12 protein-coding genes are annotated in these 15801 nt (G+C 60.3%); 3 read left to right on the forward strand and 9 right to left on the reverse strand.

The window, feature by feature from the left end; genetic code table 11:
* Window positions 1-141: 141 nt before the first annotated feature.
* The gene (locus B0D71_RS22540; RefSeq protein ID WP_103396681.1) at window positions 142-1182 is read left to right on the forward strand and encodes a threonine aldolase family protein; all 1041 of its coding nucleotides are present in this window, start codon (window positions 142-144) and stop codon (window positions 1180-1182) included.
* A 169-nt stretch (window positions 1183-1351) separates the two neighbouring features.
* Complete coding sequence (locus tag B0D71_RS22545; RefSeq protein WP_103396682.1) at window positions 1352-2176, forward strand: SDR family oxidoreductase; 825 nt, start codon at window positions 1352-1354, stop codon at window positions 2174-2176.
* A gap of 125 nt (window positions 2177-2301) precedes the next feature.
* Here the strand turns inward: B0D71_RS22545 and gbcB are convergent, their stop codons facing one another.
* Window positions 2302-3402 carry a glycine-betaine demethylase subunit GbcB gene (gene gbcB / locus B0D71_RS22555; protein WP_103396771.1) on the reverse strand — a complete coding sequence of 367 codons (1101 nt, stop codon included), beginning with the start codon at window positions 3400-3402 and terminating at the stop codon, window positions 2302-2304.
* 296 nt (window positions 3403-3698) lie between these two features.
* Between gbcB and gbcA the strand changes: the two genes are divergently transcribed.
* A complete protein-coding gene (gene gbcA, locus B0D71_RS22565) occupies window positions 3699-4994 on the forward strand; it encodes a glycine-betaine demethylase subunit GbcA (protein WP_103396683.1) in 1296 nt (431 codons plus the stop codon).
* A 764-nt stretch (window positions 4995-5758) separates the two neighbouring features.
* On the opposite strand, the gene B0D71_RS22575 is transcribed toward gbcA, so the two are convergent.
* The 8 genes from B0D71_RS22575 to B0D71_RS22610 all read right to left on the reverse strand — a co-directional run bounded on the left by B0D71_RS22575 (window position 5759) and on the right by B0D71_RS22610 (window position 15712).
* Window positions 5759-6976 (reverse strand): retropepsin-like aspartic protease, encoded by a 1218-nt coding sequence (locus B0D71_RS22575; RefSeq protein WP_240635725.1) that lies wholly within the window; start codon window positions 6974-6976, stop codon window positions 5759-5761.
* Window positions 6977-7161: 185 nt separating this feature from the next.
* On the reverse strand, window positions 7162-7728 hold the full coding sequence (locus tag B0D71_RS22580; RefSeq protein WP_103396685.1) for a GNAT family N-acetyltransferase: 567 nt from the start codon (window positions 7726-7728) through the stop codon (window positions 7162-7164).
* 132 nt (window positions 7729-7860) lie between these two features.
* On the reverse strand, window positions 7861-8643 hold the full coding sequence (gene etfB / locus B0D71_RS22585) for an electron transfer flavoprotein subunit beta (protein ID WP_103396686.1): 783 nt from the start codon (window positions 8641-8643) through the stop codon (window positions 7861-7863).
* A gap of 15 nt (window positions 8644-8658) precedes the next feature.
* Complete coding sequence (gene etfA / locus B0D71_RS22590) at window positions 8659-9879, reverse strand: electron transfer flavoprotein subunit alpha (RefSeq protein WP_103396687.1); 1221 nt, start codon at window positions 9877-9879, stop codon at window positions 8659-8661.
* Window positions 9879-11828 (reverse strand): dimethylglycine demethylation protein DgcB, encoded by a 1950-nt coding sequence (dgcB, locus tag B0D71_RS22595; protein ID WP_103396773.1) that lies wholly within the window; start codon window positions 11826-11828, stop codon window positions 9879-9881. The genes etfA and dgcB overlap by 1 nt, the downstream gene beginning before the upstream one ends.
* A 221-nt stretch (window positions 11829-12049) precedes the next feature.
* Window positions 12050-14110: a dimethylglycine demethylation protein DgcA gene (dgcA, locus tag B0D71_RS22600; protein WP_103396688.1), complete on the reverse strand. Its 2061-nt coding sequence runs from the start codon at window positions 14108-14110 to the stop codon at window positions 12050-12052.
* A 15-nt stretch (window positions 14111-14125) separates the two neighbouring features.
* Window positions 14126-14656, reverse strand: a complete 531-nt coding sequence (locus B0D71_RS22605) for a DUF5943 domain-containing protein (RefSeq protein WP_103396689.1) — start codon at window positions 14654-14656, stop codon at window positions 14126-14128.
* Between the two features lie 78 nt (window positions 14657-14734).
* On the reverse strand, window positions 14735-15712 hold the full coding sequence (locus tag B0D71_RS22610) for a dipeptidase (protein WP_008033250.1): 978 nt from the start codon (window positions 15710-15712) through the stop codon (window positions 14735-14737).
* Between the last annotated feature and the right edge of the window lie 89 nt (window positions 15713-15801).

Raw genomic sequence — 15801 nt, forward strand, 5'->3', positions numbered from 1 at the left:
CACGTGCATAATTGCCCTTCGACACTGTATTTTCCCGACAGCGACATCCTGTGCACTCCACCTGACGATCTTGGGTACAGTGCGCACCCTCATTGACCACGGGACGCTTCACCATAGGCATCTCGACCACGGAAGCAGGCCATGACCGACAAGAGCCAACAATTCGCCAGCGACAACTATTCCGGCATCTGCCCTGAAGCCTGGGCAGCCATGGAACAGGCCAACCACGGCCACCAGCGTGCATACGGCGACGACGAGTGGACCGCCCGCGCCTCCGACGGTTTCCGCAAGCTGTTCGAAACCGACTGCGAAGTGTTTTTCGCCTTCAACGGCACCGCCGCCAACTCGCTGGCACTGTCGTCCCTGTGCCAGAGTTACCACAGCGTGATCTGCTCGGAAACCGCCCACGTCGAAACCGACGAATGCGGCGCCCCGGAATTCTTCTCCAACGGCTCCAAACTGCTGATCGCCCGCACGGAAAACGGCAAGCTGACCCCGGACTCGATCCGTGAGGTTGCGCTCAAGCGCCAGGACATCCACTACCCGAAACCCCGCGTCGTGACCCTGACCCAGGCCACCGAAGTCGGCAGCGTCTACACCCCGGACGAAATCCGCGCCATCAGCGCTACCTGCAAGGAACTGGGCCTGAACCTGCACATGGACGGCGCGCGTTTCTCCAACGCTTGCGCATTCCTCGGCTGCACCCCGGCTGACCTGACCTGGAAGGCCGGCGTCGACGTGCTGTGCTTTGGCGGCACGAAAAACGGCATGGCCGTGGGCGAAGCCATCCTGTTCTTCAACCACAAACTGGCTGAAGACTTCGACTACCGCTGCAAACAGGCCGGGCAGCTTGCTTCAAAGATGCGCTTCCTGTCGGCACCGTGGGTCGGGGTCCTGGAAAACGACGCCTGGCTCAAATACGCCAATCACGCCAATCACTGCGCTCAATTGTTGGCCGAACTGGTCAGCGACATTCCCGGCGTGGAGCTGATGTTCCCGGTACAGGCCAACGGCGTGTTCCTGCAACTCTCGGAACCGGCCATCGCCGCGCTGACCGCCAAGGGCTGGCGTTTCTACACCTTCATCGGCAACGGCGGCGCACGCTTCATGTGCTCGTGGGACACCGAGGAAGAGCGAGTGCGTGAGTTGGCGAAGGACATTCGTGAAGTGATGTCTCACTAAATTTCTCTGTGCACATCCTGTAGGAGCTGGCTTGCCAGCGATGACGGCCGACCTGGTACCGCGTCGTCCGGATCGCTGGCAAGCCAGCTCCTACACAAAGCAGTGCGCGCTCATGGTCTACATTGTTTGTCGAGCCTGTGCTCACATAACAATAACCAGGAGCGCACGCATGTCCCTTCAAGGCAAAACCCTGTTCATCACCGGCGCCAGCCGCGGCATCGGCCGCGAGATCGCACTGCGGGCCGCCCGCGATGGCGCCAACATCGTGATCGCCGCCAAAAGCGCCGAACCCCATGCCAAGCTGCCGGGCACGATTTTCAGTGTGGCCCAGGAAGTGGAAGCGGCAGGCGGCAAGGCACTGGCCTTGCAGGTGGACGTGCGTGAAGAGGATGCCGTACGCGAGGCACTGGCCCAGGCCAACGAACATTTCGGTGGCATCGATGCGCTGGTCAACAACGCCGGGGCGATCAAGCTGACAGGCGTACAGCACCTCGAACTCAAGCGCTTCGACCTCATGCACCAGATCAACACCCGCGCCGTCTTGCTGTGCAGCCAGGCTGCGTTGCCGTACCTGAAAAAATCCGGCGGCCACATCCTCAACCTGTCCCCGCCGCTGAACCTGGCCACCAAGTGGTTCGCCCAATACAGCCCCTACACTGTCACCAAGTACGGCATGAGCATGCTGACGTTGGGCATGAGTGAGGAATTCAAGAATTACGGGATCAGCGTCAACTCGCTATGGCCACAGACGATGATCGCCACCGCCGCGATCGAGTTTCAGTTGGGGTCGAGGGAGTCGTTCAAGCACGCCAGGACGCCGGCGATCATGGCCGATGCGGCCCACGTCATTCTCGGTAGCACGAATCGCAGCCTGACCGGGCAGTTGTTGATTGATGAGGAGATACTGCGGAAGAACGGGGTGACGGAGTTCGAACACTATCGGTTCGCGCCGGACAGCAACGACAAGCTGATGACAGATCTGTTTATCGATTGACCCCCCCTGTAGGAGCGAGCTCGCTCGCGATGGAGGCTAACGATAACGCGTGCTTTCTGGATAAACGCGGCGTTTTCAAGTCCATCGCGAGCAAGCTCGCTCCTACAAGAGGCATTTCACAGCAATTAGAACTCGATCCGCACATCCCCCTTCGGCACGCTGCAGCACGACAGGATGTACCCTTCGGCTTCGTCTTCCTCGGTGATCCCGCCGTTGTGCTCCATCTCCACTTCGCCACCCAGCTTCAACACCTTGCAGGTGCCACAGATGCCCATGCCGCAGGCTTTCGGGATCATCAGGCCGACCTTGGCCGCCGCCGCATGCACGGTCTCGCCCGGTGCCACGCGAATGCTCTTGCCGGAGGCGATGAACTCCACTTGATGCAAGTCCGCGGCGTCGACTTCCGGTGCCTCGGCCGCTTGTTCGGCGTGTTCCACGGCGTCAGCGCGGGCCTCTGGCGGGGTCGCGCCGAAGGATTCTTCGTGATAACGCGACATGTCGAAGCCAGCGGCTTCCAGCAAGCGCTTGACCGCATTCATATACGGTGTCGGGCCGCAGCAGAATACTTCGCGCTCAAGGAAGTCGGGCGCCATCAGTTCAAGCATTCTGTGGTTCAGGTAACCGCGATAACCGGCCCAGGGCTCACCCATACCGTGCTTCTCGCAGATCAGGTGCAGGCTGAAGTTGTCGATCCGCGACGCCATGTGTTCCAGCTCACGGTGGTAAATGATGTCTTTAGGCGAACGGGCGCTATGGATAAACACCATGTCGACATTACCGTTGGTGTCGTAGAACCAGCGCGCCATGGACATGACCGGCGTGATACCAACGCCGCCGCTAAGGTAGAGTACTTTCGGCGCGGTGAAGTCCATCGCGTTGAACAGCCCGACCGGGCCGTGCACCGCCAGCTCCTGGCCTTCGTGCAGGGTGTCGTGCAGCCAGTTCGAGACCTTGCCGCCCGGCACGCGCTTGATGGTCACCGAAAAGCTGTACGGCACCGATGGCGAGCTGGAAATGGTGTACGAACGCATGATCGGCTGGCCTTCGATTTCCAGCTCCAGGGTGACGAACTGCCCCGGCTTGAAAAAGAACAGGATCGGCTGGTCGGCCATGAAGCAAAAGGTGCGCACATCCCAGGTTTCCTGGATGACTTTGACGCAACGGACGATGTGCCGACCATTGGCCCAGGTCTGGGTGGTTACCGGATTCAGGAAACTATTGGACATGCTGATCTCCACGGCCGACTGTCGGCCTTCATGTTGGCGATTCTGCGTATAGCGCGAACCACCCATTTACCTATCTGCGACATTGACATGCTTATCGCGACCAGCCCCCAACGACCGGGGCTTGCGCGTCGGGAACAGATTGCACCATGTCGCCCATGGATAAGGTTCTGGCCAGCGCCGGCCCCACACTCGCCCCATACCTAGACACTCCCTTTACACCTTGCGTAGTTACCCAAAGCAGTACACCTGATTAGCCACTTTCGCCGGCCACACAGAATGGCCTTGAGGATTAAACGATGGACGTCACTACTACCCTGAGCCTGGGCGATCCGCTGGAACCCGCACGCAAGGCCACTGCGCAGATGCTGCAAGAGCGCGAGCGTACCTTCTCGCTGCCGCAGCCGTTTTACTCGGACGAGCGCCTGTTTGATATCGACATGCAGGAAATCTTTCAGAAAGAGTGGCTGATCGCCGGCATGACCTGCGAGATCCCTACCAAGGGCAACTACCTGACCCTGCAGATCGGCAAGAACCCGATCATCGTGATCCGTGGCGCCGAAGGCGTGGTGCATGCGTTCCATAACGTCTGCCGCCACCGTGGCTCGCGCCTGTGCACCAGCGAGAAAGGCAAGGTCGCCAAACTGGTCTGCCACTACCACCAGTGGACCTACGAACTCGACGGCCGCCTGCTGTTCGCCGGCACCGAAATGGGCGCCGACTTCGACATGAACCAGTACGGCCTCAAACCGGTGAACGTGAAGACCGCTGGCGGCTACATCTTCATCAGCCTGGCGGAGAACCCGCCTGCCATCGATGACTTCCTGTCGACACTGAACCATTACATGGAACCGTACGACATGGAGAACACCAAGGTGGCGATCACCACCACTTTGATGGAAAAGGCCAACTGGAAGCTTGTGCTGGAAAACAACCGCGAGTGCTACCACTGCAACGCGTCGCACCCGGAACTGCTGAAAACCCTGCTCGAATGGGACGACGTCACCGACCCGCGCGCCGACCAGGCGTTCAAGGACCACGTAGCCGCCTCCGCCGCTGCCTGGGAAGCCGAGAAGATCCCTTACGCCCACGCCAGCTTCGGCCTGCGTAACCGCATCGTGCGCATGCCGCTGCTCAAGGGCACCGTGTCGATGACCCTGGACGGCAAACAGGGCTGCGCCAAGCTGATGGGCCGTATCAAGAACCCGGACCTGGGCTCGATGCGCATCCTGCACCTGCCGCACTCCTGGAACCACTGCATGGGCGACCACATCATCGTGTTCACCGTGTGGCCGATCAGCGCCCAGGAAACCATGGTCACCACCAAGTGGATCGTGCACAAGGACGCAGTCGAAGGCGTGGACTACGACGTGGAGCGCATGCGCCAGGTCTGGGACGCCACCAACGACCAGGACCGTCGCTTGGCCGAAGAGAACCAGCGCGGCATCAACTCCACCGCGTACCAGCCTGGTCCGTACTCCAAGACCTATGAGTTCGGTGTTGTGAACTTCGTGGACTGGTACAGCGAGCGTCTTCTGAGCAACCTGGGGGCCGAGCCTGCGCCGTACCTCAAGGGTGTGCCGGTTAGCGGCTAAATGAATTCCTGTAGGAGCGAGCTTGCTCGCGATGGACTTGAGAGCGCCGCGTTTAACCAGAAAACACGCGCCATCGTTAACGACCATCGCGAGCAAGCTCGCTCCTACAAGGATCTGTTAGAACTGTACGAAATATGATCTATCTCGTTCAGGCCTATGCCCACCGCACCTCCCAGCCTTCCGCAAACAAGTTATCCACACCTCCACCCACAGCTATTGGGGACAACTGTGGAAAGGTTGCAAAAATTCTCTATAAAAACCAAAGAAAAACCGTGACTTATCCAGAAGCATGCTTCCACTGACGGACTGATCATTTTTTGATCAAAAGCCTGAAGGGCACGAACGGCATGGCTTTCAGAGGATGGCAAACACCTTATCCACAGAAGCGCCAACAGACTTTGGGGTTAACTTCGAAGGCTCTGTGGAAAACCGCTATAAGCCGTAAGAAACCAGCGTTTATGTGGAACTCTACGACTCAGAACCCTCAATTGATCACTTTTTGATCACACCAATGAAAGCCTCTGTTTATAAGGCCTACAGCCGACAGCAAACATCTTATCCACAGAAGCGCAAACAGAGATTGGGGGCAACTCTGCCTCAACAACAGCACTTATCCCCTTGAAAAAGCTTAAAAAAATCACGAGCAAGGCTGGTTGTTTTTTAAGCAACGGCTTGCAGGGCTTGATTTGTATGGGGTGCAGCGAGGGGCGAACATGTTATCCACAGAACCACCAACAGGGATTGTGGGTAAACACCGGCGTTGTTCAGATTTTATTGAGGCATGAGTGACCTGAATCCAGGTCCAGGTTCAATTCAAAGTCCTTGAAGGCGCGCCATCCGAGCAATATCGACGGGACGTATTGCCCGTCGATCAGCGACGGCGGGATGGTAAAGCCCGGGTAGTATTTGTAGGTGACCGCCATGGTATTGCCTTGCAGGGCCAATACGCCGTCGAAGCGTTGAAAGCGCTTGTTGTCGTGGGTGGAAACGCCCGAGCTTCCCGGTGTCAGCGCCTGTGCATCGCTGAGTTTCCTGCCAGGTGACGAGGCCGTCAGGTAGTCGACATTTCCGGTATCGATGATGGCCTGCGTTACCCGGCGATCCAGTTGTGCGGCCACCACCAGCCGTTGATTGAGATCCAGGCGGCTGATGACAATCGACGCATCACAGCGTGTGGCCGGCGGCGGATTCAGCTCCAGTGTTCTGCTGGTGATCTTCAGGCGCCCCAGCTTGCTGATCAGATCCAGCCCCAACAGATTGTCCCGGTCGCTGACAAAGACCAGGACGTTCCTGAATTCGCGGGTGCCGACTTTCAGCGACCTGAGAATTCCCAGCCTCGCGGCCAGGTCCTTTTCGCCATAAAACGTGCTGTAGCGATAAAAAGCATCGGGCAACAACTTGATGCCCATCTGTTTCGCAGTGCCGATGTTGACCCGGGTTTGCGGCGCGCCCGTGTCCAGTACAAAACGCGCCGTGACACCATTGGCCGAGCCGACCTCGATAAATGGCAGCACTTGTTCAGCGATGTAAAAGTCGTTGGCATATGGGTGGAGCGGCAGCACCTCATGCCGCGCCGAACCGTTGACCGTGAAATCGCCGGTCGCCGCCAGGATAGCCAGTGATTTGCTGCCAAACGTGGAGAACAGAGGCTTCAGATCGGCGCTGGCGGCAATCGCCCGGGCATGCTTGGCCTTGATCGCCAGGTAGTATTCGGGGAGTTGGTTGGCGGCCTTGGCTTCGAGCAATCTGGCGAAGACCGTCACCGAACAGCTGAGGTGACTATCGGCATCCAATACCTTGTCGCACTGTTGCCGCAGTTGCGCCAGGGACGCGCTACGCCCCTGTTCGGAGTCTATCCAGCGGTAAAAATCCTGATCAGCCTCAGCCGGTGCCACGGGCGCTTTTGTCTGGGCAGCAGAGATCAATCCCGTGGATAGCCACATGGCCAATGCAAGGAGCGCCAGAAGAGCGATCGTCTTCATATTCAGGCCAGTCATAAAAACCGGGTTTCATGAGTCAGCGCTGAATGTCTGAAAACTCCCGAAAGCGTGCCGCACCCTTGATCAGCGCCTAGAAAACTTTAGCTCATCGCCCTCGTCGGCGTGGGACGAGAGCGAGGGTTCGTGGCGTTGTGGATAACCGACGCCGGTCGAGCCCTCGAGCAAGCTCAAGGCCTGTGCATAAGATAGGCGTCACCGGTGACGCGGATCATGGGATGAGGGGTGACCTGGCAGGTCTTGATGATCCCGAAACCGTGCCGCTCGTAAAAACGCCGGGCGCCAGTGTTGGCGGCGTAGTCGATCAGGCTCAGACCATTGAGCCCCAGTTGGTCGGCGCGTTCTTGAGCATGGGCGAGAAACTGCACGCCCAGCCCCCGGTTACGCCAGCCTTCATGCAGGGCCAGGCTGGAGATGTACAGGGTATCGGGTACCTCCATGTCGGCGTAAGGCGCCAGTACCGGGTCGGTCGTCGGCACCGCCAGTGGATCGTGGCGCATCACGTAGCTGTGCATCATGCCAATGACCTGGCCTTCGGCCTCGGCAATCAGGCAGTTCTGGTAGGAGAAATCCACGTCGTCTCGGGCGTATCGAATGGCGCCAACGTCCAACAGATCCTGGCCGGGCTCTGCGATCTGGCTCCAGATGTAGTCTGAAGCGCCCTCGGATGAAATCTGGAACAACCGCGCAATCTCACGCGCATCCGCGCGCACTGCCGAACGAAATTCAACTGTCATTGTTTTCCCGTGAATGTTGGTAACCGACGATCAAAACTGTAGGAGCGAGCCTGCTCGCGAAAAACCTGAGGCCCCCAAAGTCAGTCAGGCATCCCGCGTCTTCGTTGACGACCATCGCGAGCATGCTCGCTCCTACAGGGGATTCGTGCGGACGACGCCTTCTTCAATCAGCAACTTGAGAATGGCTTCAGCCCCAGCTTGCGCCGTGACGCCTTTGAGCACTTGTCCGCCACCACCACTGGCTTTCGCTGTTGCAGCTTTCATTCGATCGGCGCCGCTCTTGGCCTTGATCACTTTCAAGCGTTTTGGCCGAGGTTTCGCGGGTTGCAATGTCGCAACCGCCAGCAGCTCATCGTCGACGACTTCCACGTCGTTGGCCTGCAACACCCCGCGTCGGGCCGGGCCGTACGCACTCTGGCGAGGCTTGGGTGCGGCGTTATCCACAGTCGCCAGGAACGGCAAACGCACCTTCAACCGACGACGCTGACCACGGGGCAAGGCTTGCAGCACCAGCGCCGAACCGCCATCGATGGACTCCACCTGCGCCAGCCCCACCACCAGAGGCCAGCCCAGGCTTTCGGCTAGCAGGAAGGGCAGCATGCCCGAACCTTCACCGGTTTCCGCCTGGCTGCCGGTCAACACCAACTGCGCCCCGGCATCGCGCAAATAGTCGGTCAGCGCCGGTAGCGCGTCGGCGCCTTGGGGTTGTTCCAGCACATGCAGTTGCTCAAGCCCCATGCCCAGGTAAGCGCGCAATGCAGGCTCGGCGATGTCGCCGGCATGCAGCACTTGCAGGTTATCCCCAGCCAGTTGCAGGCCCAGTTCTACCGCCCGCGCATCCTGTTCCGCGCGGCGCGGCCGACCGGAAGTCGGGTGGGCGCCGATGGACACCAGGCTGATGATTTTCGTGCTCATAACCCTTTCCTTCCCTTAAGCCGCATCGCGCTTGGCGTCGTTGCGGTAAGCCTCTACCGCCTCGATCAAGGCTTGAAGAATCTCCGCACTCTCGCCGATCACCGAGAGGTCGGCACGCTTGATCATGTCGCAGCCAGGGTCGAGGTTGATCGCCACCACCTTGTCGCAGGCACCGATGCCTTGCAGATGCTGGATCGCCCCGGAAATCCCCACTGCCACATAAACCCGTGCGGTGACCCAGGTACCGGACGCGCCGACCTGACGATCGCGGGCCATGAATCCGTCGTCCACCGCTACCCGCGATGCACCTTCGGTCGCGCCGAGGGCTTCGGCGGTCCTGTGGAAAAGTCCCCAGTCCTTGACCCCGTTGCCGCCGGAGAAAATGAATTCGGCTTCGGCCATAGGAATCGCCGCCGGGTCCACTGCCACCGCGCCCAGATCTTCGATCCGCGACAGGCTGCGCGCCACGGTTGTGGATAACTCCACCGGCAAGGCTTCGTGACGGGTTTCACTGACCGGTTCGGCGCACTCGGCAGCCGCCAGAATCAAGCGCGCCAGCGGACGGGCAAGGTCTTGCAGACCCGCGCCGGCGCGGCCGATGCACTCCTGATCCTTGACCTGCCAGACTCGCGTGGCCGGGCGCTCGCCCAGTGCCGCAGCAAAACGCCGACCGAGTTCGCCACCGCCATTGCGGCTGTCCGGCAGCAACCAGTGACGCGGGCTGAACTGGTTATCCACAGCCCGCAAGCCCTGGACCCGTTGCTCCGGTGCATAACCGCTGAATGCTTCACCTTCCAGCACCAGCAGGCGGTCGACGCCCGCCGTGGCGAAAGCGTTTTCCTTGTGCTCGCCGAAGACCACGACCAACACCGCACCATCCTTTCCGGCCATCTGATGGGCCAGGCCCAACAGGTCGCGGTCGTGACTGCTCAAGCGGCCACCGACCATGTCCGGCACCACGCTGATGTAAAACGCTGGCGCGGCCACCTGATGCAATGGCAACTGCACTTCAACGGCGGCTGAACGTTTGGTCGCCCCGCCCTGCTGGGCGCCGCTGCGGTCGATGCGTTTGATGCCGTTGGGGCCAATGAAACCGATGCCATGAGGGTTCTTGCGGATGACGCCGTTGGGCCCCATCCAGCTGTGTTGCACCGGTTGCATGGCCGCGTGCAGCGGATGCAGACGGTTACGGGCGATCCATTCGGCCCGAGGGTCGCGGCGGATAATGTCGCTCATCAGTGGGCCTCCGCAGGTTCACGTTGGGCCGGAGCCGCTGGCTTGCTTGGCGCTGCGTCTTCGAGCAACGCGTCAGCCACCAGTTCGGCAATGTCCTTGATCAGCGGTCGGGGTTCGACCACGCCTTCGAGCATCGCGGTGCATTGTGGACAACCCACCGCCACCAGTTCGGCGCCGGTTTCGCGGATGTCTTCCATGCGCATGTCGGGAATCCGCTGCTTGCCGGGAATGTCGGTGATCGGCGCGCCGCCACCACCGCCGCAGCAGCGGGAGCGGAAACCGGAGCGTTGCATCTCTTTCACTTCAATCCCGAGGGCGCGTAACACCTGGCGCGGTGCCTCGTATTCGCCGTTGTAGCGGCCGAGGTAGCACGGATCGTGATAGGTCACGCTGTCGCCTTTGTGCTGGCCGAGATTGAGCGCGCCAGCATCGATGATTTCTGCCATGTAGGTGCTGTGGTGCTGCACCAGGTAGTTGCCATCGAAGGCGCCGTATTCGTTTTTCAGCACGTGGAAGCTGTGTGGATCGCAGGTGACGATGCGGTTGAAGCTGTATTTGGCCAGGGTCTGGATGTTGCGTTTGGCCAACAGCTGGAAGGTCGCTTCGTCGCCCAGGCGCCGGGCCACGTCACCGCTGTCGCGTTCTTCGAGGCCAAGCACGGCGAAATCGATTTTCGCCGCTTTCAACACTTTGACGAAAGCGCGCAGGGTGCGCTGGTTGCGCATGTCGAAGGCACCGTCGCCAACCCAGAACAGCACGTCGGTGGACTTCTTTTCGCTGAGCAGGTTGAGGTTCAGGTCCGCCGCCCAGTTCATCCGCCCGCCCGGTGCGAAACCGCCCGGGTTGTCGGTGGCGATCAGGTTTTCCAGGACCTCGGCACCCTTGTTCGGCGTCGCGCCTTTTTCCAGGGTCAGATGGCGGCGCATGTCGACGATGGCATCGACGTGCTCGATCATCATCGGGCATTCCTCGACGCAGGCACGGCAGGTGGTGCACGACCACAGGGTTTCGGCGTCGACCAGACCGTTGACGATCGGTTGATGCGGGTTCCCTGAATGCTCGCCAATGGCCTTACCCGGATAAGGGCTGCCGGCGAACTTGGCATCGGTGCCACCGGCCAGGCCGACGACCATGTCCTGAATCAGTTTTTTCGGGTTCAGCGGCTGGCCGGCGGCGAACGCCGGGCATGCCGCTTCGCATTTGCCGCACTGCACGCAGGCGTCGAAGCCGAGCAACTGGTTCCAGGTGAAGTCCTTGGGTTTTTCCACGCCCAGTGGCGCAGTCGGGTCGTTCAAGTCCAGAGGCTTGAGGCCCGTGGAACGACCGCCACCGAAGCGCTCGGCGCGACGGTGCCAGGCCAGGTGCAGCGCACCGGCGAAGGCGTGTTTCATCGGCCCGCCCCAGGTCATGCCGAAGAACAGTTCCGATACGCCCCACAGCACGCCGACGCCGAGAATCGTCGCCAACAGCCAGCCGCCGAAGTTCTCCGGAAGAATGCCCGCCACTGGCAGGGTGACCAGGAAAAACGACGCCGAGAACGCCAGCAGGCTTTTCGGCAGGCGCATCCACGGGCCTTTCGACAAACGCGACGGCGGGTTGCGCCGGCGCAGGTAAACAAAGATCGCGCCGACGAACATCACCGCAGACATCAGCAACAACGCATAGCCGAGGAACCGGTTATGCAGGCCGAAACCATGCACCAGAATCGCCAGCACGATGGACGCCACCGCACCGCCAGCCGTGGCGACGTGGGTGTTGGCAATGTATTTGTCTCGCGCCACCACATGGTGCAAATCGACCATGTAGCGCTTGGGCATGGCGAACAGGCCGCCGATCAGGTCGACTTTCGAAGCCCGGCCCCGGCGCCACATGGCCACCCGCCGCAACGCGCCCAGGACACCAAGGCCCAGGGCAGCGAACAACAGGATTGGAAGAAGGGTGTTCAACATGGTGAAGCTCCCAAAGACCTCGGTCTTGCAAGGGTTCATGTGCTTGCCGTTAAAGGCTTGGCACCGACCTGTGGCGAGGAGGCTTGCCCCCGTTCGGCTGCGAAGCAGTCGTAAATCGGTCAAATGCGTTTTCTACTGACAGACCGCATTGACTGATTTTAGGGCCGCTTCGCAGCCCAACGGGGGCAAGCCCCCTCGCCACAGTGATGGTGGTGATGCTCTTAGAAATCCTTGCACAAGCGCAGTGCGTCGTAGATCGCAGCATGCACGTTACGCTGGGCCACGCAGTCGCCGATGCGGAACAGCAAATAGCCGTCGCCGCTCTGCTCCAGGCAAGGTTGCGGCTTGATCGCGAACAAGGCTTCAACGTCGATCTGACCTTTGTTGCGCGAGCCTTCCTTCAGTGCGTAGTAGATTTCCTCATCCGGGCGCACGCCGTTTTCCACGACCACCTGGTCCACCACCCGCTCCTCTTTGGCGCCGGTGTATTCGTTTTCCAGCACTGCCACCAGCTTGTCGCCTTCGCGGTAGACCTTCTCCAGCATCATGTCGCCGGTCATGATCACTTCTTTGGGGTACATGCTGCGGTAGTAAGTCGGGAACGACGTACCGCCAATCGCCACGCCCGGCTTGATGTCGTCGGTGACGATCTCGACCTGGCTACCCTTGTCGGCGATGAAGTCGGCGGTCGACATGCCGGTGAATTCGCAAATGGTGTCGTAGACCAGCACGTTCTTGCCCGGTGCCACCTTGCCATCGAGGATGTCCCAGCTGCTGACGACCAGGCCTTCAGCCGCGCCCCAGTGCTCGTTCTGCTCGATGAACGGATGGCCACCGACAGCCAGCACCACCACGTCTGGTCGCAAGTCCATGATGGTCGGTGCATCCGCCGCAGTACCCAGGCGCAGGTCGACTTTCAGGCGTGCCAGTTCCAGCTGATACCAACGGGTGATACCGGCGATCTGGTCCCGCTGTGGCGCTTTCGACGCCGTGGTGATTTGCCCGCCGATGAATTCTTTCTTCTCGAACAGGGTCACGTCGTGGCCACGTTCAGCGGCAACGCGTGCCGCTTCCATCCCGGCAGGACCGGCACCGACCACCACGACCTTGCGTTTCACGCCGGTGGTTTTTTCGATGATGTGCGGCACGCCCATGTATTCACGGGAGGTGGCCGCGTTCTGGATGCACAGCACATCCAGGCCTTGATACTGACGGTCGATGCAGTAGTTGGCACCCACGCATTGTTTGATCTGGTCTATCTGGCCCATCTTGATCTTGGCGATCAGGTGCGGGTCAGCGATGTGGGCGCGGGTCATGCCGACCATGTCGACGTAGCCGCCTTCCAGAATGCGGGTGGCCTGGTTCGGGTCCTTGATGTTCTGCGCGTGCAGCACCGGAACCTTGACCACTTCCTTGATCCCGGCGGCCAGGTGCAGGAACGGCTCCGGTGGATAACTCATGTTCGGAATCACGTTGGCCAGGGTGTTGTGGGTGTCGCAACCCGAACCCACGACGCCGATGAAATCCAGCATGCCGGTGTCGTCGTAATACTTGGCGATCTGTTTCATGTCCTCATGGGACAGGCCATCCGGGTGGAACTCGTCACCACAGATGCGCATGCCCACGCAGAAATCGTCACCGACCTCGGCGCGCACGGCCTTCAAGACTTCCAGACCGAACTTCATGCGGCCTTCGAAGGTGCCACCCCATTCGTCGGTACGCTTGTTGACCCGCGGGCTCCAGAACTGGTCGATCATATGCTGGTGCACGGCCGACAGCTCGACACCGTCCAGGCCACCGGCCTTGGCGCGGCGCGCGGCTTGCGCGTAGTTGCCGATCACCCGCCAGATCTCTTCCGGCTCAATGGTTTTACAGGTGGCACGGTGCACCGGCTCACGCACGCCCGATGGCGACATCAGCGTCGGCCAGTTGAAGCCGTCCCAACGGGAGCGACGGCCCATGTGGGTAATCTGAATCATGATCTTGGCGCCGTGCTTGTGCATGGCGTCGGCCAGATTCTGGAAGTGCGGGATGATGCGGTCGGTGGACAGGTTGACCGAGCTCCACCATTCCTGCGGGCTGTCGATGGCCACCACGGACGAACCGCCGCAAATCGCCAGGCCGATCCCGCCCTTGGCCTTCTCTTCGTAATACTTGACGTACCGGTCGGTGGTCATGCCGCCGTCGGTCGCGTAGACCTCAGCGTGCGCGGTGCTGAGCACGCGGTTGCGGATGGTCAGTTTGCCGATCTGGATCGGCTGGAACATTGCTTCGAAAGCCATGGCGGGTTCCTCGACTTACAACGGCTTGACGATGAACAAGCCGTCTTCGTGGCCCTCTTCGGAGCCACCGTAGACTTGCTCGGCCACGGTGCGGATCTTGCTGCCGCGAGCGGCGAGGATCTGATCCATTGCACCGGCAAACCAGCCGGTGAACATGTAGTCGACCTTGCGCCCGACCTTGCCGTACACGTAGACGAACGCCGAGTGTTCGAGCTTGACGCTGGCGGTGCCTTTGTCGAGGTCGATGTCCTGGATCTTGAACAGGCCCCAGCCGCGCTGCGACAGGCGCTTCATGTAGTGCTCGAACACCGCTACACCTTCCAGGCCGTGGCATTCGGCTTCTTTTTCACACCAGTGCCAGGCGGACTTGTAGCCGGCCTTGTAGAGGATTTCGGCATAGGCTTCAGCGCCCAGCACTTCCTCGATGCCCATGTGGTTGTTGACGAAGAAATGGCGCGGCACGTACAGCATCGGCAGGGCGTCGGAGGTCCAGATACCGGTTTCGCTGTCGACTTCGATTGGCAATTGCGGGGCGATCTTAGCCATGGAAACTTAACTCCAGAAAATTCGTTGTGTTGCCCGCTGCACGGACGGCAGCGGGAAATGATTCAGAAGTGCGGCGGCTTATTCGCCCCAGACATCTTTCAAGACGTTGACCCAGTTCTCGCCCATGATCTTGCGCACCACGCGCTCGGAGTGGCCGCGCTTGAGCAGGGTCTCGGTCAGGTTCGGGAACTCGCCCACGGTGCGGATGCCCAGCGGGTTGATGATCTTGCCGAAACTGGTCAGACGGCGGGCGTAGCCCTTGTCGTGGGTCAGGTATTCGAAGAAGTCCTGGCCATGACCCTGGGTGAAGTCGGTGCCGATGCCGATCGCGTCTTCGCCAACGATGTTCATGGTGTATTCGATGGCTTCGGCGTAGTCGTCGATGGTCGAATCGATGCCCTTGGCCAGGAACGGCGCGAACATGGTCACGCCGACAAAACCGCCGTGGTCGGCAATGAACTTGAGTTCTTCATCGGATTTGTTGCGTGGGTGAATTTTCAGACCCGACGGCAAGCAGTGGGAGTAGCAGACCGGTTTTTTCGATTCGAGGATGACTTCTTCAGAGGTCTTGGAACCGACGTGGGACAGGTCGCACATGACGCCAACGCGGTTCATCTCGGCAACGATTTCGCGACCGAAGCCCGACAGGCCGCCGTCACGCTCGTAGCAACCGGTGCCCACCAGGTTCTGGGTGTTGTAGCACATCTGCACGATGCCAACGCCGAGCTGCTTGAAGACTTCGACATAGCCGATCTGGTCTTCAAAGGCGTGGGCATTCTGGAAGCCGAAAAGGATGCCGGTCTTGCCCTGCTCCTTGGCTTTACGGATGTCAGCGGTGGTGCGGACCGGAATCACCAGGTCGCTGTTCTCGCGGATCAGCTTCTGGCTGGCGGCGATATTGTTGACGGTGGCCTGGAAGCCTTCCCACACCGACACGGTGCAGTTGGCTGCGGTCAGACCGCCCTTGCGCATGTCTTCGAACAGTTCACGGTTCCACTTGGCAATAATCAGCCCGTCGATAACGATACTGTCGGCGTGCAATTCGGCTGGGCTCATCAGGCTGTCCCCTTATTAGCGATTCATGCGCCGAATCGTCTGCCGGCGCTTTGGGGCCAGCATATGCCTCGGTGCCTCGGCGACCGGGT

This window comes from Pseudomonas laurylsulfativorans, assembly GCF_002906155.1.
Taxonomy (GTDB): Bacteria; Pseudomonadota; Gammaproteobacteria; order Pseudomonadales; family Pseudomonadaceae; genus Aquipseudomonas; species Aquipseudomonas laurylsulfativorans.

Coding starts and splice junctions, on each gene's coding strand:
- B0D71_RS22540 (WP_103396681.1), top strand. CDS start 142: ATGACCGACAAGAGCCAACAATTCGCCAGCGACAACTATTCCGGCATC.
- B0D71_RS22545 (WP_103396682.1), top strand. CDS start 1,352: ATGTCCCTTCAAGGCAAAACCCTGTTCATCACCGGCGCCAGCCGCGGC.
- gbcB (WP_103396771.1), bottom strand. CDS start 3,402: ATGTCCAATAGTTTCCTGAATCCGGTAACCACCCAGACCTGGGCCAAT.
- gbcA (WP_103396683.1), top strand. CDS start 3,699: ATGGACGTCACTACTACCCTGAGCCTGGGCGATCCGCTGGAACCCGCA.
- B0D71_RS22575 (WP_240635725.1), bottom strand. CDS start 6,976: ATGAAGACGATCGCTCTTCTGGCGCTCCTTGCATTGGCCATGTGGCTA.
- B0D71_RS22580 (WP_103396685.1), bottom strand. CDS start 7,728: ATGACAGTTGAATTTCGTTCGGCAGTGCGCGCGGATGCGCGTGAGATT.
- etfB (WP_103396686.1), bottom strand. CDS start 8,643: ATGAGCACGAAAATCATCAGCCTGGTGTCCATCGGCGCCCACCCGACT.
- etfA (WP_103396687.1), bottom strand. CDS start 9,879: ATGAGCGACATTATCCGCCGCGACCCTCGGGCCGAATGGATCGCCCGT.
- dgcB (WP_103396773.1), bottom strand. CDS start 11,828: ATGTTGAACACCCTTCTTCCAATCCTGTTGTTCGCTGCCCTGGGCCTT.
- dgcA (WP_103396688.1), bottom strand. CDS start 14,110: ATGGCTTTCGAAGCAATGTTCCAGCCGATCCAGATCGGCAAACTGACC.
- B0D71_RS22605 (WP_103396689.1), bottom strand. CDS start 14,656: ATGGCTAAGATCGCCCCGCAATTGCCAATCGAAGTCGACAGCGAAACC.
- B0D71_RS22610 (WP_008033250.1), bottom strand. CDS start 15,712: ATGAGCCCAGCCGAATTGCACGCCGACAGTATCGTTATCGACGGGCTG.